General features: G+C 72.0%; 24 protein-coding genes and 1 pseudogene. 14 read left to right on the forward strand and 11 right to left on the reverse strand.

The window, feature by feature from the left end; all coding sequences use genetic code 11:
• Window positions 1-34 precede the first annotated feature (34 nt).
• From ACZ42X_RS13960 to ACZ42X_RS13985, 6 genes are all read left to right on the forward strand, one after another.
• On the forward strand, window positions 35-814 hold the full coding sequence (locus tag ACZ42X_RS13960) for an exodeoxyribonuclease III (RefSeq protein ID WP_361416174.1): 780 nt from the start codon (window positions 35-37) through the stop codon (window positions 812-814).
• 90 nt (window positions 815-904) lie between these two features.
• Entirely contained in the window at window positions 905-1,339 is a 435-nt protein-coding gene (locus ACZ42X_RS13965; RefSeq protein ID WP_468288488.1) for a DUF6278 family protein, read from the forward strand.
• 133 nt (window positions 1,340-1,472) lie between these two features.
• The gene (locus tag ACZ42X_RS13970; protein WP_468288491.1) at window positions 1,473-2,216 is read left to right on the forward strand and encodes an amino acid ABC transporter ATP-binding protein; all 744 of its coding nucleotides are present in this window, start codon (window positions 1,473-1,475) and stop codon (window positions 2,214-2,216) included.
• 16 nt (window positions 2,217-2,232) lie between these two features.
• A complete protein-coding gene (locus ACZ42X_RS13975) occupies window positions 2,233-3,147 on the forward strand; it encodes a glutamate ABC transporter substrate-binding protein (protein WP_468288494.1) in 915 nt (304 codons plus the stop codon).
• Window positions 3,148-3,160: 13 nt separating this feature from the next.
• On the forward strand, window positions 3,161-3,805 hold the full coding sequence (locus ACZ42X_RS13980) for an amino acid ABC transporter permease (RefSeq protein WP_468288497.1): 645 nt from the start codon (window positions 3,161-3,163) through the stop codon (window positions 3,803-3,805).
• Window positions 3,802-4,668, forward strand: a complete 867-nt coding sequence (locus ACZ42X_RS13985) for an amino acid ABC transporter permease (RefSeq protein WP_468288500.1) — start codon at window positions 3,802-3,804, stop codon at window positions 4,666-4,668. Before ACZ42X_RS13980 ends, ACZ42X_RS13985 begins: the two co-directional genes overlap by 4 nt.
• Before the next feature lie 31 nt (window positions 4,669-4,699).
• On the opposite strand, the gene ACZ42X_RS13990 is transcribed toward ACZ42X_RS13985, so the two are convergent.
• From ACZ42X_RS13990 to ACZ42X_RS14000, 3 genes are all read right to left on the reverse strand, one after another.
• The gene (locus tag ACZ42X_RS13990; protein ID WP_468288503.1) at window positions 4,700-6,286 is read right to left on the reverse strand and encodes a CocE/NonD family hydrolase; all 1,587 of its coding nucleotides are present in this window, start codon (window positions 6,284-6,286) and stop codon (window positions 4,700-4,702) included.
• Window positions 6,287-6,439: 153 nt separating this feature from the next.
• On the reverse strand, window positions 6,440-7,645 hold the full coding sequence (locus tag ACZ42X_RS13995; RefSeq protein ID WP_468288506.1) for a L,D-transpeptidase: 1,206 nt from the start codon (window positions 7,643-7,645) through the stop codon (window positions 6,440-6,442).
• 99 nt (window positions 7,646-7,744) lie between these two features.
• Window positions 7,745-8,479 carry a hypothetical protein gene (locus ACZ42X_RS14000; protein ID WP_468288509.1) on the reverse strand — a complete coding sequence of 245 codons (735 nt, stop codon included), beginning with the start codon at window positions 8,477-8,479 and terminating at the stop codon, window positions 7,745-7,747.
• Between the two features lie 107 nt (window positions 8,480-8,586).
• Here ACZ42X_RS14000 and ggt point away from each other — a divergent pair, with 107 nt between their 5' ends.
• Window positions 8,587-10,395: a gamma-glutamyltransferase gene (gene ggt / locus ACZ42X_RS14005; RefSeq protein WP_468288512.1), complete on the forward strand. Its 1,809-nt coding sequence runs from the start codon at window positions 8,587-8,589 to the stop codon at window positions 10,393-10,395.
• 18 nt (window positions 10,396-10,413) lie between these two features.
• Here ggt and ACZ42X_RS14010 read toward each other — a convergent pair whose 3' ends face one another.
• The gene (locus tag ACZ42X_RS14010; RefSeq protein WP_468288515.1) at window positions 10,414-11,634 is read right to left on the reverse strand and encodes a cytochrome P450; all 1,221 of its coding nucleotides are present in this window, start codon (window positions 11,632-11,634) and stop codon (window positions 10,414-10,416) included.
• Window positions 11,635-11,859: 225 nt separating this feature from the next.
• Between ACZ42X_RS14010 and ACZ42X_RS14015 the strand changes: the two genes are divergently transcribed.
• Complete coding sequence (locus ACZ42X_RS14015; RefSeq protein ID WP_468288518.1) at window positions 11,860-12,663, forward strand: hypothetical protein; 804 nt, start codon at window positions 11,860-11,862, stop codon at window positions 12,661-12,663.
• 158 nt (window positions 12,664-12,821) lie between these two features.
• Entirely contained in the window at window positions 12,822-13,931 is a 1,110-nt protein-coding gene (locus ACZ42X_RS14020; protein WP_468288521.1) for a LacI family DNA-binding transcriptional regulator, read from the forward strand.
• Here the strand turns inward: ACZ42X_RS14020 and ACZ42X_RS14025 are convergent.
• From ACZ42X_RS14025 to ACZ42X_RS14045, 5 genes are all read right to left on the reverse strand, one after another.
• Entirely contained in the window at window positions 13,915-14,625 is a 711-nt protein-coding gene (locus ACZ42X_RS14025) for a sulfite exporter TauE/SafE family protein (RefSeq protein ID WP_355353084.1), read from the reverse strand. The two genes, ACZ42X_RS14020 and ACZ42X_RS14025, sit on opposite strands and share 17 nt — an antisense overlap.
• A complete protein-coding gene (locus tag ACZ42X_RS14030) occupies window positions 14,622-16,010 on the reverse strand; it encodes an amidohydrolase family protein (protein ID WP_468288525.1) in 1,389 nt (462 codons plus the stop codon). The genes ACZ42X_RS14025 and ACZ42X_RS14030 overlap by 4 nt, the downstream gene beginning before the upstream one ends.
• Entirely contained in the window at window positions 16,007-17,332 is a 1,326-nt protein-coding gene (locus ACZ42X_RS14035; protein WP_468288528.1) for a uracil-xanthine permease family protein, read from the reverse strand. The genes ACZ42X_RS14030 and ACZ42X_RS14035 overlap by 4 nt, the downstream gene beginning before the upstream one ends.
• Before the next feature lie 400 nt (window positions 17,333-17,732).
• Entirely contained in the window at window positions 17,733-18,203 is a 471-nt protein-coding gene (locus tag ACZ42X_RS14040; RefSeq protein ID WP_468288531.1) for a hypothetical protein, read from the reverse strand.
• Between the two features lie 173 nt (window positions 18,204-18,376).
• Window positions 18,377-19,021 (reverse strand): NAD(P)-dependent oxidoreductase, encoded by a 645-nt coding sequence (locus ACZ42X_RS14045; RefSeq protein WP_468288534.1) that lies wholly within the window; start codon window positions 19,019-19,021, stop codon window positions 18,377-18,379.
• Between the two features lie 61 nt (window positions 19,022-19,082).
• Between ACZ42X_RS14045 and ACZ42X_RS14050 the strand changes: the two genes are divergently transcribed.
• From ACZ42X_RS14050 to ACZ42X_RS14070, 5 genes are all read left to right on the forward strand, one after another.
• Window positions 19,083-19,451 carry a winged helix-turn-helix transcriptional regulator gene (locus tag ACZ42X_RS14050; RefSeq protein ID WP_468288537.1) on the forward strand — a complete coding sequence of 123 codons (369 nt, stop codon included), beginning with the start codon at window positions 19,083-19,085 and terminating at the stop codon, window positions 19,449-19,451.
• A 625-nt stretch (window positions 19,452-20,076) separates the two neighbouring features.
• Window positions 20,077-20,919, forward strand: a complete 843-nt coding sequence (locus tag ACZ42X_RS14055; RefSeq protein ID WP_468288540.1) for a nitrilase-related carbon-nitrogen hydrolase — start codon at window positions 20,077-20,079, stop codon at window positions 20,917-20,919.
• Complete coding sequence (locus tag ACZ42X_RS14060; protein ID WP_468288543.1) at window positions 20,919-22,211, forward strand: aspartate aminotransferase family protein; 1,293 nt, start codon at window positions 20,919-20,921, stop codon at window positions 22,209-22,211. The genes ACZ42X_RS14055 and ACZ42X_RS14060 overlap by 1 nt, the downstream gene beginning before the upstream one ends.
• A 36-nt stretch (window positions 22,212-22,247) precedes the next feature.
• Window positions 22,248-23,660, forward strand: a complete 1,413-nt coding sequence (gene hydA, locus ACZ42X_RS14065) for a dihydropyrimidinase (protein WP_468288546.1) — start codon at window positions 22,248-22,250, stop codon at window positions 23,658-23,660.
• A gap of 12 nt (window positions 23,661-23,672) precedes the next feature.
• Window positions 23,673-24,674 carry a TIGR03842 family LLM class F420-dependent oxidoreductase gene (locus ACZ42X_RS14070; protein WP_468288549.1) on the forward strand — a complete coding sequence of 334 codons (1,002 nt, stop codon included), beginning with the start codon at window positions 23,673-23,675 and terminating at the stop codon, window positions 24,672-24,674.
• A gap of 136 nt (window positions 24,675-24,810) precedes the next feature.
• Here the strand turns inward: ACZ42X_RS14070 and ACZ42X_RS14075 are convergent, their stop codons facing one another.
• Window positions 24,811-25,392, reverse strand: a complete 582-nt coding sequence (locus ACZ42X_RS14075; RefSeq protein WP_468288552.1) for a snapalysin family zinc-dependent metalloprotease — start codon at window positions 25,390-25,392, stop codon at window positions 24,811-24,813.
• Window positions 25,393-25,574: 182 nt separating this feature from the next.
• Window positions 25,575-25,733 (reverse strand): annotated as a pseudogene (locus tag ACZ42X_RS14080) (trypsin-like serine protease); the annotation flags it as partial.
• Between the last annotated feature and the right edge of the window lie 13 nt (window positions 25,734-25,746).

Here is a 25,746-nt window from a genome sequence, read left to right on the forward strand (position 1 = left end):
CCGGCTGTCGGTGCCCCCGGTTAGGCTTGCCGTCATGCGCATCGCCACCTGGAACGTCAATTCGATCACCGCCCGGCTGCCCCGGCTGCTGGCCTGGCTGGAGAGCAGCGGCACGGACGTGCTGTGCATCCAGGAGACCAAGTGCACCGCCGAGCAGTTCCCCACCGAGGAGCTGCGCGCCCTCGGCTACGAGTCGTCGGTGCACGCGACCGGGCGGTGGAACGGCGTGGCCTTGGTCTCCCGGGTCGGCCTGGAGGACGTCGTCCACGGCCTGCCCGGCGGCCCCGAGTACGAGGGCGTCGCCGAGCCCCGCGCCATCTCCGGCACCTGCGGCCCGGTGCGCGTCTGGTCGGTGTACGTGCCCAACGGCCGCGAGGTCGCCCACGACCACTACGCGTACAAGCTGCGCTGGCTGGAGGCGCTCCAGGCGGCGGTCGCCGAGGACGCGGCGGGCCCGCGCCCCTTCGCGGTGCTCGGCGACTTCAACATCGCGCCGACGGACGACGACGTCTTCGACGCCGCCGCCTTCGAGGGCTCCACGCACGTCACCCCGCCGGAGCGCGCCGCGCTCGCCGGGCTGCGCGAGACCGGGCTCGACGACATCGTGCCGCGCCCGCTCAAGTACGACCACCCGTTCACGTACTGGGACTACCGCCAGCTCTGCTTCCCGAAGAACCGCGGCATGCGCATCGACCTGGTGTACGGCAACAAGCCGTTCGCCGACGCGGTCAAGGACGGCTACGTCGACCGCGAGGAGCGCAAGGGCAAGGGCGCGTCCGACCACGCACCGGTCGTCGTCGACCTCGACGTGTAGCGACATGTAGCGACGTGTAGCGACGCGTGGCCCGACGCATAGCGCGCGCCCTGTAGTGCCGCCGACCGGTTCGGTGCGACGCTGGTCGGTATGGACATCCCCTTCCTGGACACCTGGCGCAAGCGGCGCGGCGATGGGCGCGCCCCCTCCGCCGCGGACGGCGGCGACCCGGACGGCGTGGCCAACATGCTCGCCGAGTGCGCGCTGCTGCGCGCCAGGGTCCAGGAGTTGGGGGTCCGGCTCGACGACACCCCGCGCTCCCTGGAGGCGATCGACCAGCTGCCGCCGCGCTGGCGCGACGACCCGGAGGAGCTGCCCTGGCTCGGCAACGACGCGGGCCTGTACCTCGGTACGGTCATCGTACGGACGGTGCCCGGCGCGTCCTGGCACCTGACGCCGGCCGGCCATCCGGTGGTCACGCTCGCCTCCGGGCGGGAGATCCATGTCGTCGAGGCCGGGCTGGAGTGGGCGATGAGCGGCTCGCCCCAGTTGTCCCAGGTGTACGCCGAAGCGGCCGAGGCCTGACAGGGCATCGCTCTGTGTAAATACGGCTTTTGAGGCTTACGCCGTCTTTATGCGTGTCGGTAGTGTGAAGTCCCTTTCGCGGCTGGATAGTTTGCGCTGACCTCGACACAGCGAGCAAGGGGCAGGGCAGCGCATGGCCGTCGATCCGTTGATCGAGCTGCGGGACGTCAACAAGTACTACGGGCAGTTGCACGTCCTGCAGGACATCAATCTCGCCGTCGGCCGCGGGGAGGTGGTGGTGGTCATCGGCCCGTCCGGCTCGGGCAAGTCGACCCTCTGCCGGACCATCAACCGGCTGGAGCCCATCGAGTCGGGCACCATCACCCTCGACGGGGAGAAGCTCCCCGAGGAGGGCAAGGCCCTGGCCGCGCTGCGCGCCGATGTCGGCATGGTCTTCCAGTCGTTCAACCTCTTCGCGCACAAGACCGTGCTGGAGAACGTCTCCCTCGCCCCGATAAAGGTCCGTCGGCGCAGGAAGGACGACGCCGACCGCCGCTCCCGCGAACTGCTGGACCGCGTCGGCCTCGCCGCCCACGCCGAGAAGTACCCGGCGCAGCTCTCCGGCGGCCAGCAACAGCGGGTGGCCATCGCCCGGGCCCTCGCCATGGACCCCAAGGTGATGCTCTTCGACGAGCCGACCTCCGCCCTCGACCCCGAGATGATCAACGAGGTCCTGGAGGTCATGCAGCAGCTCGCGCGCGACGGCATGACCATGGTCGTCGTCACCCACGAGATGGGCTTCGCCCGCTCCGCCGCCAACCGCGTCGTCTTCATGGCCGACGGCCGGATCGTCGAGGACCGCACCCCCGAGGAGTTCTTCACCGCCCCGAGCAGCGAGCGCGCCAAGGACTTCCTCTCCAAGATCCTCAAGCACTGACAGGGGGTGTACGACGATGACGCGCACGCGACACGCCCTCGTGGCCCTCGTGCTGGTGCTGCTCGCCACCGCGGCCACCGCCTGCGGCAAGGACGGCAGCCCCCCGGTCAAGGGGCCGCAGCCCGATGAGCTGCCCGTCTACCGGGTGGCGACCGGCTTCCGGCTGCCCGACTCGCCGACCTGGAACCGCGCCAAGCGCCGCGGCCACCTGGTCGTCGGAGCCAAGGAGGACCAGCCGTACCTGGGGGAGAAGGACCCGGCCACCGGCCGCTACTTCGGCTTCGACATCGAGATCGCCCGGATGACCGCCGCCTCCCTCGGCTTCGACCCGGACACCATCGAGTTCCGGACCATCGCCTCCGCCAACCGCGAGACCGCCCTCCAGAACGGCCAGGTCGACTACTACGTCGGCACCTACACCATCAACGACAACCGCAAGAAGCTCGTCGGCTTCGCCGGGCCCTACTACATGGCCGGCCAGTCCCTCCTCGTCCGCACCGACGAGGACGACATCGAGGGCCCCCGGGACCTCGCCGGCAAGCGGGTCTGCTCGGCCGCCGGCTCCACCCCCTACCAGCGCATCGCCGCCGAGTACCCCGACGCCGACCTCGTCGCGTACGACACGTACGCCGTCTGCGTCGACAACCTGCTGACCTTCCAGGTCGACGCCGTCACCACCGACGACACCATCCTGCTCGGCTTCGCCGCCAAGGCCCCCGACGAGCTGAAGGTCGTCGGCAAGCCCTTCTCCGAGGAGCCGTACGGCATCGGCGTCCCGCGCTCCGACAACGCGCTGCGGTTCGCCGTCGACGACGCCCTCGCGGCCAACGAGAGGAACGGCAACTGGAAGAAGGCGTACGACGCCACGCTCGGCCTCTCCGGCGTCCCGGCGCCGAAGCCGCCGGCCATCGACCGCTACCCGGCGAGCTGAGGAGGCAGCAGTCATGGACGTACTGACAGAGAACTGGTCCGTCTACGGTGAGGGGTTCCTCGGCACCGTCGAACTCACCGTCTACTCCTCGCTCCTCGCGCTCGTGCTCGGCTTCGTCATGGCGTCGTTCCGCGTCGCGCCCGTCCGCGCGCTGCGCGCCTTCGGCGCCGCGTGGGTGACGGTCCTGCGCAACACCCCCCTCACCCTCCTCTTCTTCGCCGTCCTCCTCGGCCTGCCGCGCTTCGGGCTGGTCCTTCCCTTCACGCTCTTCGCGGTCATCGCACTCGGCTGCTACACCTCCGCCTTCATCTGCGAGGCGCTGCGCTCCGGCATCAACACCGTGCCGACGGGCCAGGGCGAGGCGGCCCGGAGCCTGGGCATGACCTTCAGCCAGACGCTGGGCAACGTCGTCCTGCCGCAGGCCTTCCGCACGGTCATCCCGCCCGTCGGCTCCACCCTCATCGCCCTCGCCAAGAACTCCGCGATCGCGGGCGCGTTCAGCGTCACCGAGCTCCTCGGGACGTACCGCACCCTCAACGAGCTGGGCTACAGCATCATCTGGACCTTCATCTGGATCGCCGTGGGGTACCTGATCGTCACCCTCACCATCAGCACGCTCTTCAACGTGCTGGAGAAGCGCTGGGGAGTCGCCCGATGACCACCACCGCCCTCTACGACATCCCGGGGCCCAGGGCCCGGCGCCGGCACCTCACCTACGGGCTGGTCGCCACCGCCGCGATCCTCGCCCTCGTCGGCTGGGTCGTCCACCTGCTCTTCGACACCGAGCAGTTCACGTACGCCAAGTGGAACCCGTTCGCGTACGAGGGCATCCAGGAGCTCCTGCTGCGCGGGCTGGGCAACACGCTCAAGGCGTTCGCACTCGCGGCGGTGCTGTCGCTCGCGCTGGGCGCGGTGCTCGCCCTCGGGCGCCTCTCCGCGCACCGGGTCTTGCGCTGGGCGGCCACGCTCGTGGTCGAGTTCTTCCGCGCCATGCCCGTCCTGGTGATGATCTTCTTCATCTTCGTGGCGCTGCGGGTACACCCGCTGCCCGCGCTCGTCGCCGGACTGACGCTCTACAACGGCTCGGTCCTCGCCGAGGTGTTCCGTACCGGCGTCAACTCCGTGGAGCGCGGGCAGCGGGAGGCCGCGTACTCGCTCGGCATGCGCAAAACGCAGGTGATGACGTACGTCCTGGTGCCGCAGGGCGTGCGCGCCATGCTGCCCGCCATCATCAGCCAGCTGGTGGTCGCCCTGAAGGACACCTCGCTCGGCTTCCTCATCACCTACGAGGAGTTCCTCCACGCGGGCAAGCTGATCGCGTCCAACCTCGACTACGATCTGCCGTTCATCCCCGTGGTGATGGTGATCTCGCCGATCTACATCGGGATGTGCATGCTGCTCTCCTGGTTCGCCACCTGGGTGGCGCGCAAGGAGCGCCGCAGCCCCAAGACCGAGGGAGTGGAGGTCGCACCGCCGTCCGAACCGGGGCCCCTGCTCCCCGGGAGGCCCGCCAAGCCCTAGAGGGCCAACCCCGCCCGGCAGCGGCCGGAGATCACTCCTCGCGCAGCGGCACCGACACGTACGACGGGTCGGACGCCGGCGAGGAGAAGGTCAGCCGCGCGCCGGACGGGTTGTGCTCGATGTACAGCGGGTCGACCGTGTCGACGACCAGCGCGAGCCGGTGGCCGGCCGGCACGTCGTACGCCGTGGAGAACAGCTCCAGGTCCACGGCGAACGGCTTGCCGGGCGTCTTGTCGTGGAAGGTGTACGGCGCGTTGCTGACCAGCTTGCCCACGCCGAGCGGGCCCACGTCGTAGAGGTACGCGACGAGGGTGCCGCTCGACGCGGTGCTGGTGACCGTGGTGTGCAGCTTCGCCGTGCCCCGGACGCGCTGGGCGGAGTCGTACCGCTCGGACTGCCATACGCCGGCGAAGGCGCGGGGGAGGAGCGGGATGGAGGCGACCGGCGGGAGCTTGAGGAACTGGTCGAGGGCGTTGGACAGCATGACGATGCCGCCGTTGGCGCCCGAGTCGACGTTCGCGTACACCTTCTGGCCGTCCGCCAGGGCGATCTTGCGCTCGGTCGCGCCGACCGACTTCCAGTCGGGGTAGCCCTCGTAGCCGCCGCCGGAACGGGACTTCAGCTGGACCGGCCGCTCCCGGTCGATGCCGTTGGCCGCGCCCTTGAGGTGGTGGTCGAACCAGCGGTGGGCGTTGGTCCAGGTGTCGTTGGGAAGGCCCAGCAGGCCGGTCGCCTCGGCCGTGGCGTGGTCGCCGGGGCGCAGCTCCAGGCGCTTGGGGCCGGTGAGCTTCTCGTAGAAGGAGGCGTACTGGTTGGGCGGGAAGATGGTGTCGCCCCAGGCGTTGCCGAGCATGATGGCGGTGCCGTTGGCGTTGAACCGGTCGAGGTACGTGACGGGGGAGCGCTTGGCGCCCCAGGCGATCATCTCGTCCTCGCGGTCCAGGTTGGAGGCGAGGAAGTCCTTGAGCGTCTGCTGGAGTTCGGCGCTGGGGCGGCCGGTGAGGTAACCGGTGCCGCCGAGCATCGCGGCGGCCTGGAGGTGCTGCGTACGGCCGCTGTAGATCGAGTCGATGAGGTCGGCCCAGCCGCTCATCGCCACCACGGCCTTGACGCGCTTGTCGTGGGCGGCGGCGAGCAGACTGATGCCCGCGCCGTAGCTGACGCCCGCCATGCCGACGCGCTCGGGGTCGGCGGGGGTGTGGGCCAGCGCCCAGTCGATGACCTTGGAGGCGTCGGCGACGTCCGGCGGGCCCGCGACCTCGATGTGTCCGCCGGACTGCCAGAAGCCGCGCGAGTTGTAGCTGACCACCACATAGCCGGCGTCGGCGAGCTTCCTCGCCTGGGCGAGGTACTCGATCTGGGGCATGGACCAGCTGGTCGGCAGCACGATCACCGGGTAGCGGCGGGTGCCGTCGGAGTCCGCGGGCGTGACCACGTTGGCCTTGAGCACGGTGCCGCCGTCACCGGTGATGTCGACGAACCGTATACCGCCGGTCGTCTCGGTGGCGGCGGCGGTGGGCGCGAACCCCAGGGCCGTTCCGGCCAGCAGGGCGGCCGAGGCGGCGCCGGTCGTCGTCGTGCGCAGGGCTGTACGCAGGGCGGTGCGCGGCTTTCCCACGGTTCGTTCCCCCATCGTCGGTCAACGCTTGAAAGGTGAACCGAAGGAAAACACGGCGGGCTTACCCGAAGTAACCCGTCGGTAAGTTACGCAGTGGTAACGATTATTGGACGACGTGTCAACGAGGGGCGCGGCGGGCCCGGCCGCTGGCGGTCAGCGCAGGGCGCTCTTCGCCTGCCAGTCGGCCCAGGAGAGGTTCCACTCGCCGTAGCCGTTGTTCAGCGCCTGGGTGCCCTTCGCGTCGCCGCCCGTCACCTCGAACGGGTCGCCGACCTGCACCTGCTCGTACAGCGACCGGGCGTCGGCGGTCGTCATGCCGAGGCAGCCGGAGCTCTTGTTGGCGTTGCCCATGTAGCGGGCGTTCCACGGCGCGGCGTGCGCGTACATCCCCGACCAGGTCAGCCGCATCGAGTAGTCGACCATCTTGTCGTACGCGTCGCCCAGGCCGACCGTCTCGGAGCGCATGTTGATCGTGCCCTCCTTCGACATCAGGACCGTCTTGCCGCGCCACGACGCCTTCTCGCCGCCCGGCGTGCCGCCCGACATGGGCAGGTCCTTCACCACCTGGCCGTCCCGCAGCAGCTTCAGCCGATGGGTGTCGAGGTCGGCCTTCACCACCTGGTTCCTGCCGATGGTGAAGGTCGTCGCGTAGTCGCGTACGAACCAGCCGCCGGACCCGCCGGTGTCGATGCCGTTCAGCTCCGCGTTCAGGGTGACCTTGGTGCCGGGCTGCCAGTACTGCTTCGGGCGCCAGTCGACCCGGTCCTTGCCCGACCAGTCCTGCATCCAGCCCCACGAGCCGGTGGTGTTGTTCGACGTCGTCACCTTGAGGTGCTTCTCCACCTCGGCCTTGTTCTTCACCGGGTGGTCGAAGACGATCGACAGCGGCTGGCCGATGCCGACCGTGGTGTTCTTGCCCGGGGCCAGCGTCAGCTTGTTCACCTTGCCGGCGGCGGCGGTGGTGAAGCCCGCCGTGGCCGTGCCGCCGTTCGCGTCCCGCGCCTGGACCGTGTAACCGGTGCCGGGGGCCGCTTTCCGTGCCGACGTCCAGGACTTCCCGTCGGCGGAGAGCGTGCCGGTGAGCGTGGCGCCCTGGGAGTCGGTGACCGTGACCTGCTTCAGGGTGCCCTCGGCGAGCGTGACGCGGACCGGCTCACCCGCGCGGGCCTGCTCGCCGGAGAGGTTCACCGAGATACGGGTCGCGGGCTTGGCGCCCTTGCCGCCGCCGTCATCGGCCTGGGCGGCGCCGGAGCCGCCCGAGCACGCGGTCAGGGCGGCCATGGCCAGACCGGCGGTACCGGCCAGGACGGCGGTGCGGAAGGGGCGGCGGCGCGGGCGGGTGCGGCGGAGCAGGGTCAACGGGAACCTCCGGTGCGATCTTTCGTCCCCGAGTGAGAGGGTGATCAGAGGCGACCGGTTGCGTTAAATCGGAAGATTTCCGCCCGTGCCGGATGTGACTTATGCCGCGGTTTCGCCGGCCGTCCGCGCCGCCCGCGCCGCCCGCGTCACATCGGCGACCAGCTCCACCACGTCGGGACCGTACGCCTCCGAATTGACCACCTTCAGCAGGAGCACGAACGATCCGTCGGCGCCGTACGTGCGCGTCAGCTTCTCGTGGTGGCGCACCAGGTAACGGGTGGCCGCCTGGTTGGTGATCGCGCGCTGCCCGCAGAAGAGGAACACCGGCCTCCGGCCCTCGCCCGCCGTCAGCCGGGCGAGGAGCGCGTACTCGCTCACGCCCGGGTCCGCGCGGTAGCGCTCGGAGCCGATGGTGAACAGCGCCCGGTCCTCGACGGGCTCGGGAGCCGTGGAGACCGAGAGGCCCGGCAGCAGGGTGCGCAGGTGCGCCTCCATACGGCGATTCGACCCCGGCCCGCCGACGCAGAATTCGGTGCGCTCGCCGAAGCCCTGCTGCGCCGAGTCGTGCGACACGATCCGCGCGTGGGCGCCGCAGTCCTTGATGAGCGCCGCCAGTTCGAGCAGGGCGAACACGTCGAAGCGCCGGACGGCGCCGTCGGTGCCCGCGTCGCGGTTGACGACGAGCAGGCACTCGGCGTTCCCCGGCAGCCCGAAGAAGGTCTGCTTGCGGCGGAGCCCACGGCGCCACAGGGCGGTGCGGGCCACCCAGCCGAGCCCCGCGCTGACCCCGGTGGCTATCACGCCGAGCACGATGTTGAGCACGTCGTCATACATGGGCGCGCAGCCTAGCCGCACCGTGTCGGCGGGGTCCTGGCGAGGGGCCCTCCCCGAAGTTACGCTCACCGGACGGTCGTTCGACGGTCGTCTGACTGGAGGTACGGATGCGTCGCACCACGGTACGGAACCTCTCGCTCGTCGCGGTCACCGCGACGGCCCTCACGGTCGGCGCGGCCGCGCCGCCGGCGCCCGCATCCGACAGACCGCAGCCCGTCAAGTCCCCGGTGGCGGTGGGGTACGGCGGCGCCGTCGCCAGCGTCGACCCCGACGCCTCGGCCGCCGGCATCGAGGTGCTGCGGCGCGGCGGCAACGCCGTCGACGCCGCGGTGGCCACGGCCGCCGCACTCGGCGTCACCGAGCCGTACTCGGCGGGCATCGGCGGGGGCGGCTACTTCGTCCACTACGACGCCAAGACCCGCCAGGTGCGCACCATCGACGGCCGCGAGACCGCGCCGCTCTCCGCCGACGCCTCGCTCTTCCTCGGCGCGAACGGCAAGCCCCTGCCCTTCGACGAGGCCATGACCAGCGGGCTGAGCGTCGGCACCCCCGGCACCCCCGCCACCTGGAAGGCCGCGCTCGACGCCTGGGGCACCAAGCCGCTGCGCGACCTGCTGAAGCCCGCCGAGCGGCTCGCCCGCGACGGCTTCACCGTCGACGCCACCTTCCGCGCGCAGACCGCCGCCAACGAGGCCCGGTTCCGCGACTTCCCCGCCTCCGCCGAGCTCTTCCTGCCGGGCGGCCGGCTGCCCGAGGTCGGCTCGACGTTCAAGAACCCCGATCTGGCGCGGACGTACGAGAAGCTGGGCCGGCACGGCACCGGGGCGCTGTACCGGGGCGAGCTCGCCCGCGACATCGTCCGCACCGTGCAGGACCCGCCGGTACGGGAGGGCGCCCGGCGCACCGTGAGGGCCGGGGACCTGACGGAGCGTGACCTCGCCCGGTACGAGACGGTGTGGCGCAAGCCCACGAAGATGTCCTACCGCGGCCTGGACGTCTACGGCATGGCACCGTCGTCGTCGGGCGGCACCACCGTGGGCGAGGCGCTGAACATCCTGGAGCGCACCGACCTGTCGTCCCTGTCCCAGGCCCGGTACCTGCACCGGTTCATCGAGGCGAGCCGGATCGCGTTCGCGGACCGGGGCCGCTGGGTCGGCGACCCGGCGTTCGAGGACGTACCCGTACGCGGGCTGCTGTCGCAGAGGTTCGCCGACGCGCGCGCGTGCCTCATCCGCGACGACGCCGTACTGACGAGCCCCCTCGCGCCGGGCGACCCGCGCCACCCGCAGCCGTGCGCGGCGGCCGGCACCGCGGCCCCGACGACGTACGAGGGCGAGAACACCACCCACCTGACGGCGTCCGACAAGTGGGGCAACGTCGTCGCGTACACCCTGACCATCGAGTCCACGGGCGGCAGCGGCATCACCGTGCCGGGGCGCGGCTTCCTGCTCAACAACGAGCTGACCGACTTCTCCTTCGCCCCGGCGAACCCGGCGGTCCACGACCCGAACCTCCCCGGCCCCGGCAAGCGCCCCCGCTCCTCCATGTCCCCGACGATCGTCCTCGACGGCCACGCCCGGCCGGTCCTGGCCCTCGGCTCGCCGGGCGGCGCCACCATCATCACCACCGTCCTGCAGACCCTGACCGGCGTGGTCGACCGCGACCTGCCGCTGGTCAAGGCCATCGCGGCGCCGCGCGCCAGCCAGCGCAACCAGACGACGACCGAGCTCGAACCCGCCCTCTACGGCAGCCCCCTGCGCACCGAGCTGGAGGCGCTGGGCCACCGCTTCCGCGAGAACCCCGAGATCGGCGCGGCCACCGGCATCCAGCGCCTGTCCGACGGCCGCTGGCTCGCCGCCGCGGAGACGACCCGGCGCGGCGGCGGCTCGGCGATGGTGGTCCGGCCGGCCCCATAGGGCCGGCCGTCCAGGCCGCTACCAGGCGACCGGCAGCGTCTGCGGCCCCCGGATCAGGCCCTTGCTCTGCCACACCATGTCCTCCGGCTCCACCGCGAGCCGGAGGCCGGGGAACCGGTTCAGCAGGCTGGAGAGCATCACCTCCGACTCCATGCGGGTGAGCTGGGCGCCCATGCAGTGGTGCGACCCGTGGCCGAACGCCAGGTGGCCCAGCTCGCTGCGGTCGAAGTCGAGCGTGTCGGGGTCGTCGAAGACCTCCGGGTCGCGGTTGGCCGCGAGGTACGAGGCGTAGACCACCTCACCCGCGCGGATCAGGACGCCGCCGACCTTCAGGTCCTCCGTGGCCACGCGCGGCAGGCCCACGCCGTTGCGGTGCGGGATGAACCGCAGCAGCTCGTCCACCGCGCGCGGCAGCAGCTCCGGTTCGGCGCGCAGCCGCGCCAGGTGCGTGGGGTGCGTGAGCAGCGCGTACACCATGTTGGCGCTGTTGTTGCGGACCGCGTGCGCGCCGCTGACCTGGATCGCGGTGGTGACGGAGACGGCCTCCTCCTGGTTGAGCTCCCCGCGGTCCAGGGCCTCCGCCAGCACCGTCGCCAGGTCCTCCCGGGGCTCACGGCGGCGCAGCTCCAGCAGTTCGTTGATGTACGCCGTCAGCTCCGCCTTCACCTGACGGCTGCGCTCCGGACCCGGCCCGGTCGACATGATCAGGTCGGGCCAGCCCGCCAGCCGCGACCGGTCCTCCTCCGGTACGCCGAGGAGGTCGCTGACCACCGACAGCGGCAGCGGCCCGTGGAGCATCGCCATCAGGTCCGCGGGCGGCCCGTGCCGCTCCACCTCGTCGAGCAGGCGGTCCGCGGTCCGCTGCGCCAGCGGGCGCAGCCGCCTCATGCCCTGCACGGTGAACGCCCTCGCGACCACCTTCCGCAGCCGGGAGTGGTCCGGTGGGTCGACGTAGTTGAAGCCCGCGCTGGACGCGACCTGGTGCGCCGTCATCCCGGTCGCCTTCGCCGTCCGCTCCACCAGCGCCCGCCGGCTGAACCGGGGGTCCGACGTCACCAGCCGGACGTCCTCGTACCGCGTCACGAGCCACGCCTCGCCCTCGCCGTACGGCAGGCGGATGCGGGCCACGGGCTCCTCGCGCAGCAACTCCTCCAGCAGCGGGTCGAACTCCAGGCCGGGCAGGTCGTCGATCGCCCAGAAGCGCGCGGGCGGGGTCTCCGCCGTGGTGGTCTGTGTCATCCCGGTGCTCGCTTTCCCGTAGGTCCGTTCAGGCCGGAGACATCTGTTCCCGGACCGGCCGTGGGCCCCCGCGGCACCCGGCGGGCTCCCCCCGGACGGACCAAAGGGAAAATAAACACACTTGATCGTATGAATGGGTGACTGTGTGTCGGATTGCCGTGGGACGGGCCGGTCCACCGGGCAAGGACGAGCTCGTCGGCACGAGCAGCCACAGGAGATCCAGGAATGCCCAGAACTTCCCGCACGTCCCGCGTCGCCGTGCGCGGCGCGTTCGCCGCCTCCGTCATCGCCACGTCCCTGACGGCGTTCCCCGCCCACGCCGAGGACGCCCACAGCGCCCTCCCCAGCCACCAGTGCACGGTCAACGGCAAGGCCGTGGAACCCGGCGAGCGCGTCAACGGCACCAGCCGGGACGACAAGATCGAGTGCGAGAACGACATCGAGAACGTCATCATCTGGGGCGGTGGTGGCGACGACAACATCCGGGTCAAGGGCCTCATCCTCGACTCCCAGGTGCTCGGCGGCGACGGCGACGACACCATCCAGACCAGCCACCTGATGCCGCGCCACGGCTACTCGACCGTCCGCGGCAACAGCGGCCACGACACCATCATCGTCGCCACCGTCCGCGGCACGGCCGACCACGGCGCCACCGTCTACGGCGACATGGGCAACGACCGCATCACCGTCGGCAGCGTCCACGGCGCCCCCGGCGACTACGCCCGCGGCGGCGGCCAGGTCTTCGGCAACGACGGCACGGACCGCATCTCCAGCGGGACCATCGACTTCGGCGGCCGGGTCCTCGGCGGCTCGGAGAACGACCTCATCGAGGCCAAGGCCGTCGGCCCCGAGGCCGGCGGCACCATCCAGGGCGGCCCCGGCGTCGACACCATCCACGGCACCAACAACTCCGTCCTCTCCGCCGGCCCCGGCTGGGGCGTCGTGGACGGCGGCCTCGACGTCGACAAGTGCAAGGTCGAGCACGCCGCGCCGGACCGCGCCCGCAGCACCATCGCCAGCTGCCCGTGAGGCGCTGACGCGACACACTCTCGCCCCCGGCCGGTGCACCGGCCGGGGGCGAGCCTGTGGAACGGCCTTCCGGGCGAGCCTTTCCGTGGCGGGGGAGGTCGGGGAAGATGTGGGCAGCATCCATCTTGAGACACCCCGAGCGAGGAGCCCCCACCCAGATGCCCCCCTCCGGATCCGCTCCCGATCCCGGCACCGGTACCGGCAACGGCCCCGGCCCCGCCGTCCACCGGCCGCCGACGATCGCCGACGTCGCCAAGGCGGCCGCCGTGTCCCGTACGACCGTCTCGCACGCCCTCAACGGGATGGGCAAGGTCGACCCCCGGACCCGGGAGCGCATCAAGAAGGTGGCCGCCGAGCTGGGCTACCGGCCGAACCTGCGGGCCCAGCGGCTGCGGCGCGGCGAGGCCAAGGCGATCGCCCTCGCCTCCTCCATGCCGTTCGCGGTGGCCGGCGGCCCCTCGCGCCTCGGGTTCTACATGGAGGTCGCCGCCGCGGCCGCCGAGCGGGCGCTCGTCCACGGCTACGCGCTCGTCCTCGTCCCGCCCGTGCGGACCGGCTCCCCGCTGTACTCCGTCGACATCGACGGCGCCATCGTCGTCGAGCCCGACCGGGACGACGTGGCCGTGGCGCAGCTGCGCGAGCGCGGCCTGCCGTACGTGGCGCTCGGCCGGCCCGTCGCGGCCGGCGACGAGGCGCCGTACGTCGACCTGCGCGCCGGGCTCGTCGCCGGCCTGCTCCTCGACCACCTGCGCGAGCAGGGCGCGCGCCACCCGGCTCTCATCGTCGGCGCGGGCGCGCGGCACTCCACCGTGGACGCCCGCGCCGCGTACGAACGCGCCGCCGCCGAGCACGGCTGGGCGCCGGTCGTGGCGACCGCGCCCGAGCAGGGCGGCGAGGAGGCCGGTTACGCCGCCTGCGCCGCCCTGCTCGCCGAGCACCCGGACGTCGACGCGGTCTGCGCGCTGGTGGACGTCTTCGCCGTCGGAGCCGTACGGGCCATCCGGGACGCCGGGCGCCGCGTCCCGGACGACATCATGGTCGTCACCCGCTACGACGGGCTGCGCGCCCGCACCTGCGAACCGCCGCTGACCGCTGTCGACCTGCACCTGGACCGGGCCGCCGACGACGCCGTCGAGCTGCTGCTCGGCCGGCTGCGCGGCGAGCCGACGGCGCCCGTCGCCACGCCCCCGGAGCCGCGGGTGATCCCTCGCGCCTCGTCCCTGCGCCGCACACCGGGTGTCGCACCGGGGGTCACACCCCCAGCATGAGCACCGCTCCGGAGACGAGCGCGAAGACCAGCACGAACAGCCGCATCCGGCGGGCGTCCAGCCGGTGGTGCACCAGCCGGCTCAGCCACGCCCCGGCCGCCAGCGCGGGCAGCAGCGCCGCCGCCCAGCCCAGCTGGCCCACGTCGCCGCCGCCCGTCGCGAACAGCAGCGCCAGCGACGCCACTTCCCCGACGAGGAAGCAGACGGCGACCGTCGCGCGCAGCTCCGCCGGCGGCCGGTGCTGGTAGACCAGGGCGAGCGGCGGCCCGCCCACCCCGGTCGCGGTCTCCGTCAGGCCGGTGACCAGGCCCGCGCCGACGTACGCGCCCCGGCCGGGCGTGAAGGCGGGCGCGGCGAGGCTCACCACCGCCGCCAGCACGGTCGCCGCCCCGACGAACAGGCCGAGCCGCCGGTCCGGGATCACCCACAGCAGCATCAGCCCGCCGGGCGTGGCCGCGAGCCGCGCCGCCGTGATCCAGCCCGCGCCGCGCAGGTCGAGCGAGGCGCGCTCGCGCCACGCCACGTACAGGTTGAGCGGGATCATCGACGCCAGGACGAACACGGGGACCAGCCCCGGGTCCAGCAGCCCGGCGACCGGCGCGACGATCAGCGCGAAGCCCAGGCCGCTGGCCCCCTGGACGAACGCCGCGACGGCCACCGTGACGGCGAGGACGATCAGTGTCTCCGTGCTCACGGCCGGGCCGCCCACCCCTCGGCGGCCGTCGGGTGGACGCGGGTCACCGGTGCCCGGAGCAGCACCTCCTGGGCCAGCTCGGCCGCCCGCCGCACCAGCGCCGGGCCGTCCCAGTCGACCGGCCAGCCGTCCCACAGCCGCAGCCGTCCGGCCACGAACACGGCGCCGATCTGGTCGCGGTTGCCGCGCCGCACCAGCTCCCACGGCAGGTCCCAGCTCAGCCGTAGCTCGGGCGTATCCACGTTGACCAGCAGGAAGTCGGCCGCGGCGCCCTCGGTGACCGTGCCCGTACGGGAGGCGAGGCCGACGGCGTCCGCACCGCCCCGGTTGGCGCGGTCCAGCCAGGTCCAGCCGCCGCCGCACGACGAGTCGCCGGTGGCGAGCCCGTACGTGAGGCGCTGCGCGAACTCGGCCGCCTCGGCCAGCCGGAACGCGTCGCCGCGCGTGCCGTCCGTGCCGAGCCCGAAGCGTATGCCGCGCTCCGCCATCGTCGTCGCCGGGGCGACGGCGTTGCCCTTCCAGGCGCTGGCGACGGGGTTGTAGCTGACCGCCGCCCCGCTGTCCGCGAGGAGCGTGACCTCGCGGGGCGTGAGCAGGGTGGCGTGCGCGGCGAGCAACTGCGGGCCGAGCGCGCCGACTTCGTGCAGGTACTCCAGTGGCCGCAGCCCGTGCTGGACCAGCGAGCGCTCCACGGCCGCCAGGTGCTCGTTGACGTGGATCTGCACGACCGCCCCCGCCTCGGCGGCCAGGCGCGCGGTACGGGCCAGGGCGCGCTCCGTCGCCGCCTCGGGCACGGAGACGGCGAGGGACGGGTGGACCAGCTCCTCGGTGCCGTACCGCGCCAGATGCTTCTCGGCCGCCGCCAGCGTGGTGTCGGTGTCGCCGTCGAGGTCGTTGCAGACCAGCCCGAGGACGCAGCGGATGCCGGCGTCCCGGGCCGCCGCCGCGACCAGCTCGACGTCGACGGACGCACGGGTGCCCGCCTCGGCGACGGTGGTGAAGCCGCCGCGCAGCGATTCGAGGGCGGCCAGCTTCGCCGACACGTACACCGCCTCTTCGTCGAGCGCCCCTTCGAGCGGCACCCACACGCGCCGGAAGATCTCCGACGGCTCACCGAAGGCGAGCGCGGCGCCGAAGCTCTGTGTGAGGTGGTGGTGGGCGTCGACGAACCCGGGCATCAGGACGTACCCGGGCAGCCGGACCGGCCGCAGGTGCGGATGTGTCCGCTCCAGCTGCTGTACGGGCCCGACGGCGCGGAAGGTGTCGCCCTCGACGACGGCCGCGTAGTGGTCCATCAGCCCGTCGGGCGTGAGGACGGCGTCGGGCGCGAGCAGCAGTGCGCCGCCGTCGTCGGTGCGGAGGCGGTCGGGGGTCAGGTCTCTCATCGGTCGCTTTCGGTACGCGTACGAGTACGGGCCAGGGACAGGGACTGGGGCAGGCGGACGTGGTGGAACAGGACGTTGAGGACGGCGGCGACGCAGGCGCCGACGGCGACGCCGCTTTCGAGGAGGATCCGGGCGTTCGGCGGGAAGCCGCCGTACACGCCGGGGATGAGGATCGGCAGCAGCCCGAGCGCGAGCGCGACGGCGCAGATGAAGGTGTTGGTGTGGCGGTCGAGCTGGGCCCGGCCGAGCATCTGCACGCCCAGCACCGTGATCACGGCGAAGACCACCATGGCCGTGCCGCCGACGACGGCCGACGGGATGACACTGATGGCGCGCGTGACGGGCGCGAGGACACCGATGAGGATCAGGACGACGCCCGCGGCGGCGGTGACGAACCGGCTGCGTACGCCGGTGACGCGGACGATGCCGATGTTCTCGCCGCTCGTCACCATCAGCGGCAGGCCGAAGAACCCGCCGACGAGAGAGGTGACCGCGTCACCGCGGATGGTCTTCGGCACGTCGGCCCTCTTGTCGATCTCCTTGCCGACCGCCTCCGCGTTGATCACCGTCTGGCCGGTGGCCTCCGCCATGGAGGCGAGGCTGTACAGCATCAGCGGCAGCGCCGCGATCAGGTTGAACTCCGGCGAGCCGAAGGGCAGCGCCTGGGGCAGGCTCACCAGGCCGCCCTCGGCGGCCTGGCCGAAGTCGACGCTGCCGAGGACGAAGGCGAGGACCGTACCGGCGATCAGGCCGAGCATGACGGCGAGCTGGCGCAGGACGCCGCGGAAGAGGGCGTAGAAGGCGACGGTGAAGCCGATCGTCGCCATGCCGAGGAGCAGGTTGGTGGGGTCGGCGAAGCCGGGGGTGCCGGGGCGGCCCGTGACGAGCACGGCGCCGACCTTCACCAGGTTGACGCCGACGATCACGATCATCGTGCCGATGACGAGCGCGGGGAAGAACGCGAGCAGGCGCGAGAAGACGGGCAGGACGACGAAGTAGAACGCGGCGGTGAGGATCACCGCCCCGGTGGCGGTGGGCAGGCCGTGCTGCTCGGCGATGGCGAGGAAGAGGATGAGCGGCGCGCCGCCCGGCAGCATGACGAACGGCAGCCGGGGGCCGAACTTCCAGGGGCCGAGCGACTGGATCAGGGACCCGATCCCGGAGAGCACGAAGGCGGCCGAGAGCAGGTTGACGGTCAGGCCGGCGTCGAGCCGGAGTGTCGCGCTCATCAGGAAGATGGCCGAGATGGGGGTCGCGGCCATGACGAGCACGTGCTGCACCCCGAAGAGCAGGATGCGGCCGAGGGGCCGGGACTCGTCCACCGGATGGACGGCGGTCGTGGCAACGGTCGTGGCGGTGGCTGCGGTAGCGGTAGCGGTAGCGGTTGCAGGTGCCGTCGCGGCGTCGGGGGAGGGGGCGGTGGCCTCCGGTGGCGAGGGGACGGGGGGCGTGGGGCGGGGACTGGACACGGGCGAGCTCCGTTCGGCGCACTCCGACATCGGCTGAGGTCCGGCCCGGACGGGGGCCAAATCGATTTGGCCAATCGATGTGGCGGTCAGTATTGGGACCCCGCGAGGGTCACGTCAAGAGATGCGGACGGATGGAATGCCGGGGGTGCGCACAGGGCGACGCCCGGGGACGTACGAGCGTCGTCGTCCCCGGGCGTGATCGTGCGCCGGATGCGGATGCGGATGCGGATGCGGATGTGGATGCCGGATGCGGTTACGGGTGCGCGTCGACCCCGTCGTAGCCGCTGCGGCTCATTCCCTCGTTGGCGGCCTCGATGAACTCGGCGTGCTCCACGCACAGGTAGCGCAGATTGCGCCAGCGGGGGAGGTACTCGGGGTGGTCGGCGAAGTGCTGGGCGTTGGCGACCAGCCGGTTCCACCAGTGGGGCAGGTTCTGGCGCAGGGTCTGGATGTGGCCGGGCTGGTCGTGCCGGCCCGCGACGATCACCCGTCCCCATTCGGAGAGCATGTCGGCCAGGTGCACCGAGTCCGACACGGTGATGTCCCGCAGCCGGACGGCGGCGAAGTGCCCGTCGCTGCCCTCCTCCTGGGCGGCGATCATCTCGGCCAGCCGCGCCTCCAGGAAGCGGCGCAGCGGGTCGACGTCCTCGTACCGCAGGTCGTCGGAGAATTCCAGCACCACGGCGGGTGCCAGCAGTTCGGACTCGGTCGGGCGCGTGGTCATGGCAGTACTTCCCCTCCAGCCCGACGGGCCGGCGCCGTGGCGTCATAAACACCGATTTGTCGCTGAGGACATGGGGAGGCTAGCCGACCCCGGAACCCCCGCGCAGCCGGTTCTGGAGGAAGTCCCCGGATCAGATGGCGGTCCGAAAGACCTTCCGCCCTTGCGCAGGGATCTCAGTCCGCCACCGCGAGCTGCACCCGGCTGTGGCGCGGGGTGTCGATCTCGTCCAGCAGCGCGAGCGCCAGGTCCGCGTGCGCGAGGTGGCCCGGACCATCCAGCACCCGGCCCACCGCCGTCCGGTAGCGGCCCGTGCGGGGGCCCGCCGCGTCCAGGTCCAGCGGCGGCACCACCATCAGCCAGTCCAGCTCGGGACCGGCGGCCGCCGTGAGCAGCTCGTACTCCGCGACATGGCCCTGCGCGAACCGCCGGTACGCCTCCGGGAAACCGGGTGCGTCCATCAACCGCACACCGGGCGCCGTCTCCAGGGTGGTGGCGATGCCCAGCACCAGCAGCCGCCGCACACCCGCCTCCGGCAGCCCGGCCAGCAGCGCCTTCGCCGCCGCCGTGAAGTGCTCCTCGGACGGCACGTCCAGGCGCGCCGAGGCGTTCAGAGCCGCGTCATGCCCCGCCGCGAGGCCGGCGACCGACGCCGGGTCCGCCACGTCGCCCCGTACGACCGTGACGGAACGCCCGCCGAGGTCCTGGTACTTGGCGGGGTCGCGCACCACCGCCGTGACCCGGTGGCCGCGTGCCACCGCCTCCGCCACGGCCGCCCGGCCGACCCGTCCGCCCGCTCCGAAAATGATGATCTCGCTCATGGGAGGACCGTAGGACGGGGGTGCCTGGTTACTTCAACGGTACTGGGCTAGCTTCGGGCGGATGAGAGAACCGTTGCCCGCCGACCTGTTCGACGACCCGTACTGCGTGGAGCGGGTGCAGCCGTTCCGGGTCGGCGACAAGTGGTCCGGTGTGGTGCTGCGCTGCCTTGAGGGCGGTCCGCGCCGCTTCTCCGAACTGCGCGTTCCGCTGCACTGGATCACGCCCAAGGTGCTGACGGAGACGCTGCGTTCGATGGAGCGCAGCGGGTTCCTGACCCGTACCGTCCACGACGAGAACCCGCCGAGGGTGGAGTACGAACTCACCGCTCTCGGCCGCTCGCTGCTCGGCCCGATGGACGTGGCGTGCGACTGGGCCAGGCGGTACGGCACCGGCGTCGCCGAGGCGAGGGCGGCATACGACGGCACCTGACGCGGGCAGGGCCCGCCCGCCCGGCCGCCGCCCCGGTGCGGGCCGGGGCTGCGGGGGCTTGGGCCTGCCCGGCGAGGCCGCTGACCGGGCGGGTGGTCCCGGTGGGCCCGGGAGCCCCGGGTTTTCGGGCGCGGGGGCGCGGGGCGCGAGGGTCTTCGGGGGCATGGCGCCGGGGGTCTTCGGGCGCGCGCCGGGTTCCGCCGGGCTCGACCCCGCAGTGCCCGGGCCCGCCGCCGCCCGCGAGGTGCCCGCTGCGAAGGCGTTCCGCGGGCTCCAGCCGCCCGGCCGCCCAGGCGGTCCGGTCGCCCGCCCAGCGCTCCAGCCGCCCGGCCGCTGCCCGGCTCGCCCGGCCCGGCAGCCCCCGCAGGACGCGTCCGCACCGGCATCCGCCGGGCCGCCCTCGACGGAGACGCCCTCGGCGAGACGCCCTCGCCCAGCCCACCCGAAAACGCCCGAAAGGCACCGAGTGTCGACCACTCGGGTGCGAAACGTGATCGACTCCGTCGGTTCACGGCGGCGGTCTTGCCCCGTGATGTGACGAGGCTTACGTTCACTGTCTACGCACCGCGTCTACGTGCGTAGAGACTCGCAGAGGCTCGTCGACGCCGTGCCGAAGGAGCAGCTCATGTCCCACATCGTGCGCGCCGCCCTCGTCCAGGCGACCTGGACCGGCGACACCGAATCCATGATCGCCAAGCATGAGGCGCACGCCCGCGAGGCTGCCCGGCAGGGCGCCAAGGTCATCGGCTTCCAGGAAGTGTTCAACGCCCCGTACTTCTGCCAGGTCCAGGAGCCGGAACACTACCGCTGGGCCGAGCCCGTCCCCGACGGGCCGACCGTCACCCGCATGCGGGACCTCGCCCGCGAGACCGGCATGGTGATCGTCGTTCCGGTCTTCGAGATCGAGAGCCCCGGCTTCTACTACAACACCGCCGCCGTCATCGACGCCGACGGCTCGTACCTCGGCAAGTACCGCAAGCACCACATCCCCCAGGTCAGGGGTTTCTGGGAGAAGTACTACTTCCGCCCCGGCAACCTCGGCTGGCCGGTCTTCGACACCGCCGTCGGCCGGGTCGGCGTCTACATCTGCTACGACCGCCACTTCCCGGAGGGCTGGCGCCAACTGGGTCTCAACGGAGCGCAGTTGGTCTACAACCCGTCCGCCACCCACCGGGGCCTCTCCTCCCACCTCTGGCAGCTGGAACAGCCCGCGGCCGCCGTCGCCAACCTCTACTACGTCGCCGCCATCAACCGCGTCGGCCAGGAGGAGTACGGCGACAACGACTTCTACGGCACCAGCTACTTCGTCGACCCGCGCGGCCAGTTCGTCGGCGACGTCGCCTCCGACAAGGAGGAGGAGCTGGTCATCCGCGACCTTGACTTCCGCCTCATCGACGACGTACGCCAGACGTGGGCGTTCTACCGCGACCGCCGCCCCGACGCGTACGACGGGCTGGTGAAGCCGTGATGGGCAACAGCACCCCCGACCTCCACGCCCGCCACCGGGCCGTCCTCCCCGACTGGCTCGCGCTCTACTACGCCGAGCCGATCGAGATCACCCACGGCGAGGGACGGTACGTCTGGGACGCGAGCGGCAAGCGCTACCTCGACTTCTTCGGCGGCATCCTCACCACCATGACCGCCCACGCCCTGCCCGAGGTCACCAAGGCCGTCACCGAGCAGGCCGGCCGGATCCTCCACTCCTCCACCCTCTACCTCAACCGCCCCATGGTGGAGCTCGCCGAGCGCGTCGCCCACCTCTCCGGCATCCCCGACGCCCGCGTCTTCTTCACCACCTCCGGTACGGAGGCGAACGACACGGCGCTGCTCCTGGCCACCGCGTACCGCCGCACCAACCAGATCCTGGCGATGCGCAACAGCTACCACGGCCGCTCCTTCTCCACCGTCTCCATCACCGGCAACCGCGCCTGGACCCCGACGACCCTCTCCCCGCTGCAGACGCTGTACGTGCACGGCGCCGTCCGCAGCCGCGGCCCGTACGCCCACCTCACCGACGCGGCGTTCATCGAGGCGTGCGTCGCGGACCTGGAGGACCTGCTCGGGCACACCGGCGAGGTCGCCGCGCTGATCGCCGAACCCATCCAGGGCGTCGGCGGCTTCACCTCCCCGCCCGACGGGCTGTACGCCGCCTTCCGCGAGGTGCTCGCCCGGCACGGCGCCCTGTGGATCGCCGACGAGGTGCAGACCGGCTGGGGCCGTACCGGGGAGCACTTCTGGGGCTGGCAGGCGCACGCCGCGAGCGGCCCGCCCGACATCCTCACCTTCGCCAAGGGCATCGGCAACGGCATGTCCATCGGCGGTGTCGTCGCCCGCGCCGAGGTCATGAACTGCCTGTCCGCCAACTCCATCTCGACCTTCGGCGGCTCGCCCATCACCATGGCGGCCGGTCTCGCCAACCTCTCGTACCTCCTGGAACACGACCTCCAGGGCAACGCCCGCCGCGTCGGCGGCCTGCTCATCGAGCGGCTGCGCGCGATCGGAGCCGGCGTCGCGTGCGTCCGGGAGGTACGCGGCCGGGGCCTGATGATCGGCGTCGAACTGGTGCGGCCCGGCACGGACGAGCCCCACCCCGAGGCGGCCGCCGCCGTCCTGGAGGCGGCCCGCGAGGCCGGACTGCTCATCGGCAAGGGCGGCGGCCACCACACCACCGCGCTCCGCATCGCCCCGCCGCTCACCCTGACCGTCGCCGAGGCCGAGGAGGGCGCCGCCATCCTCGAACGGGCCCTGCGCTCGCTCTGAGCCCCACCCGAACCAGCCGCCGAAGGGGGCCGCACCATGAGCAACACCCGCACCCTCATCCGCAACGGCCTCGTCATCACCGCCTCCGACGAGACCCACGCCGACGTCCTGATCGAGGACGGCCGCATCGCCGCCCTCGCCGCCCACGGCACGGACATCGCCGCCTCCTGGACGGCGACCGCCGAGCGCGTGATCGACGCGACCGGCAAGTACGTCATCCCGGGCGGCGTCGACGCCCACACCCACCTCGACTTCCCCTTCGGCGGCACCTTCTCCTCCGACGACTTCGAGAGCGGCACGCGCGCCGCCGCCTGGGGCGGCACCACCACCGTCGTCGACTTCGCCGTCCAGACGGCGGGCCACGCGCTGCGCGAGGGGCTCGACGCCTGGCATGCCAAGGCCGACGCCAAGTGCGCCATCGACTACGCCTTCCACATGATCGTCTCCGATGTGAACGAGTCCTCGCTCAAGGAGATGGACCTGCTCGTCGAGGAGGGCGTCACCTCCTTCAAACTGTTCATGGCCTACCCCGGCGTGCTCTACAGCGACGACGGCAAGATCCTGCGCGCGATGCAGCGGGCCTCCGTCAACGGCGGCCTGATCATGATGCACGCCGAGAACGGCATCGCCATCGACGTCCTCGTCGAACAGGCCCTCGCCCGCGGCGAGACCGACCCGCGCTACCACGGCGAGGTCCGCAAGGTCCTGCTGGAGGCGGAGGCCACGCACCGCGCGATCCAGCTCGCGCGCGTCGCGGGCGCCCCGCTCTACGTCGTCCACGTCTCGGCCGAGGAGGCCGTCGCCGAGCTCGCCGCCGCCCGCGACAAGGGCCTGCCGGTGTACGGCGAGACCTGCCCGCAGTACCTGTTCCTGTCCACGGACAACCTCGCGGAGCCGGGCTTCGAGGGCGCCAAGTACGTGTGCAGTACGCCGCTGAGGCCGCGCGAGCACCAGGCGGCGCTGTGGCGCGGGCTGCGCACCAACGACCTCCAGGTGGTCTCCACCGACCATTGCCCGTTCTGCTTCACCGGCCAGAAGGAGCTGGGCCGGGGCGACTTCTCGAAGATCCCCAACGGCCTGCCGGGCATCGAGAACCGTATGGACCTGCTCCACCAGGGCGTGGTCGACGGGCACATCAGCCGCCGCCGCTGGATCGAGATCGCCTGCGCCACCCCGGCCCGGATGTTGGGCCTCTATCCGAAGAAGGGAACGATCGCCCCGGGCGCCGACGCCGACATCGTCCTCTACGACCCGCACGCCGAGCAGGTCATCTCCGCCGAGACCCATCACATGAGCGTCGACTACTCCGCCTACGAGGGCAAACGGGTCACCGGACGCGTCGAGACCGTCCTCTCGCGCGGCGAACCGGTCATCGAGGACCGCCGCTTCACCGGCCGCGCCGGGCACGGCCTCTACACGCCACGCTCCACCTGCCAGTACCTGAACTAGGAGGCCGGGACAGTGGACTTCGGACTCGTCCTGCAGACCGACCCGCCCGCGTCGCAGGTCGTCGGCCTGATGCGGCGCGCGGAGCGCAACGGCTTCCGCTACGGCTGGACCTTCGACTCCGCCGTGCTGTGGCAGGAGCCCTTCGTCATCTACAGCCAGGTCCTGGAACACACCCGGAAGCTGACCATCGGCCCGATGGTCACCAACCCCGGCACCCGGACCTGGGAGGTGACCGCCTCCACCTTCGCCACCCTCAACGACATGTTCGGCAACCGCACGGTGTGCGGCATCGGGCGCGGCGACTCCGCGATGCGTGTCGCGGGCCGCAAGCCCAACACCCTGGCCCGCCTCGGCGAGGCGATCGACGTCATCCGCGACCTCGCCGAGGGCCGGGAGGCGCTCGTCGACGGCAAGCCGGTCCGCATCCCCTGGGTGAAGGAGGGCCGGCTGCCCGTCTGGATGGCGGCGTACGGCCCGAAGGCCCTCGCCCTCGCCGGGCAGAAGGCCGACGGCTTCATCCTCCAGCTCGCCGACCCCTTCCTCACCGAGTGGATGGTCGCCGCGGTACGCAGGGCCGCCGAGGAGGCCGGCCGCGACCCGTCCTCGGTCACCATCTGCGTCGCCGCGCCCGCGTACGTCGGCGACGACCTGGCGCACGCGCGCGACCAGTGCCGCTGGTTCGGCGGCATGGTCGGCAACCACGTCGCCGACCTGGTGAGCCGGTACGGCGAGCACTCCGACCTGGTGCCCGAGGCCCTCACCTCGTACATCAAGCAGCGCGAGGGCTACGACTACAGCCACCACGGCCGCGCCGGAAACCCGTCCACCGACTTCGTCCCCGACGAGATCGTCGACCGCTTCTGCCTGCTGGGTCCTCCGGCCGCCCACATCGCGAAACTGAAAGCGCTCAAGGCCCTGGGCGTCGACCAGTTCGCGGTCTACGCCATGCACGACGCCAAGGAAGCGACGATCGACGCGTACGGCACCGACATCATCCCCGCACTCACCGGATGACATGACCGGTGGGTAGAGGGGCGTGCCAAGGGAAGCGTGCGCCTTGCGTACGTGCTGGTGGCCCGACATGGACGCTTGAGCCTGACCACGGCCATGCCGTGGTCAGGCATCGTCACCTCGCGGTGGCCCTTGGCGACTAGGGTGCGTCCACGAGCACGCGGCCGTCGGCCGGGGTGCGCGCTGCGGCGCCGCCCCCGTACGCGTTCTCGACCCGCGAGCGTTCGGCCGCGTCGGGCACCGCGTTACGGCAGCTCGTACCGGCGCTGGAGCCCGACATCAGCTGCGAGCAGGGGCCGGGCTTGGTGTCCGGCAGGCCCAGGTTGTGGCCGAGTTCGTGGGCGACGATGCGGGTCTTGTCGTAGCCCTGGGCGACGGCCTGGCTGCCGAGTTCGACCCGGACCTGGCCGCCCGGCCGGACCGGTCCGAGCGTGGCCTGCGGCCAGCCGGTGGTGGCCACGATCACGATTTCCGCCCGACTGCCAGGGGCGGCCTTGACCAGCTTGACGTTGCCGACGTTGCCGTTCCATGCGGCGACCCCGGCGGAGATCGCCTGCTCCCAGCCTCCCGCTCGGCTGTCGTCGTAGCGGAGCGTGACCTGCGCGGTCACGCGCTTCGCCGTGGTGGGCTCGGCCGCGGATGCGGCGTGCGCCGCCGGTACCGCGGTCAGGAGCACCCCCGCCGCGGCGCCGGCTATACCCAACCGTAGATAGTGCACCATCACTGTCCTTTCTCACGTGGGGGCTCGGACCCTGCGGGGACCGAGAGGGGAGAACAAGTGAAGTGACGCGGGCATGCCAACTTGCGTGTTTCAGGTTGCCTGACGGCTCGTGACGTGACAATGCGCCGGGCCAAGGCGGCTGCGCTTGTTCCCCTGCGGGGGTGCCGGGTGCCGGGTGCCGGTCAGCCGTTGGAGGCCGCGGACCGTATCCAGTCGGTGTACGCGGCGGTTGCCGTGTACCGCGAGGTGGACTGCCGGTCACTGGTGGAGGCCACTCCGACCACGACGCCGCCGACCATCGCGGGCCCGCCCGAGTTTCCGCCGGCCGCGACTCCGTCGACGCCCTTCAGACCG

It is taken from the genome of Streptomyces sp. NPDC030862 (assembly GCF_055571835.1).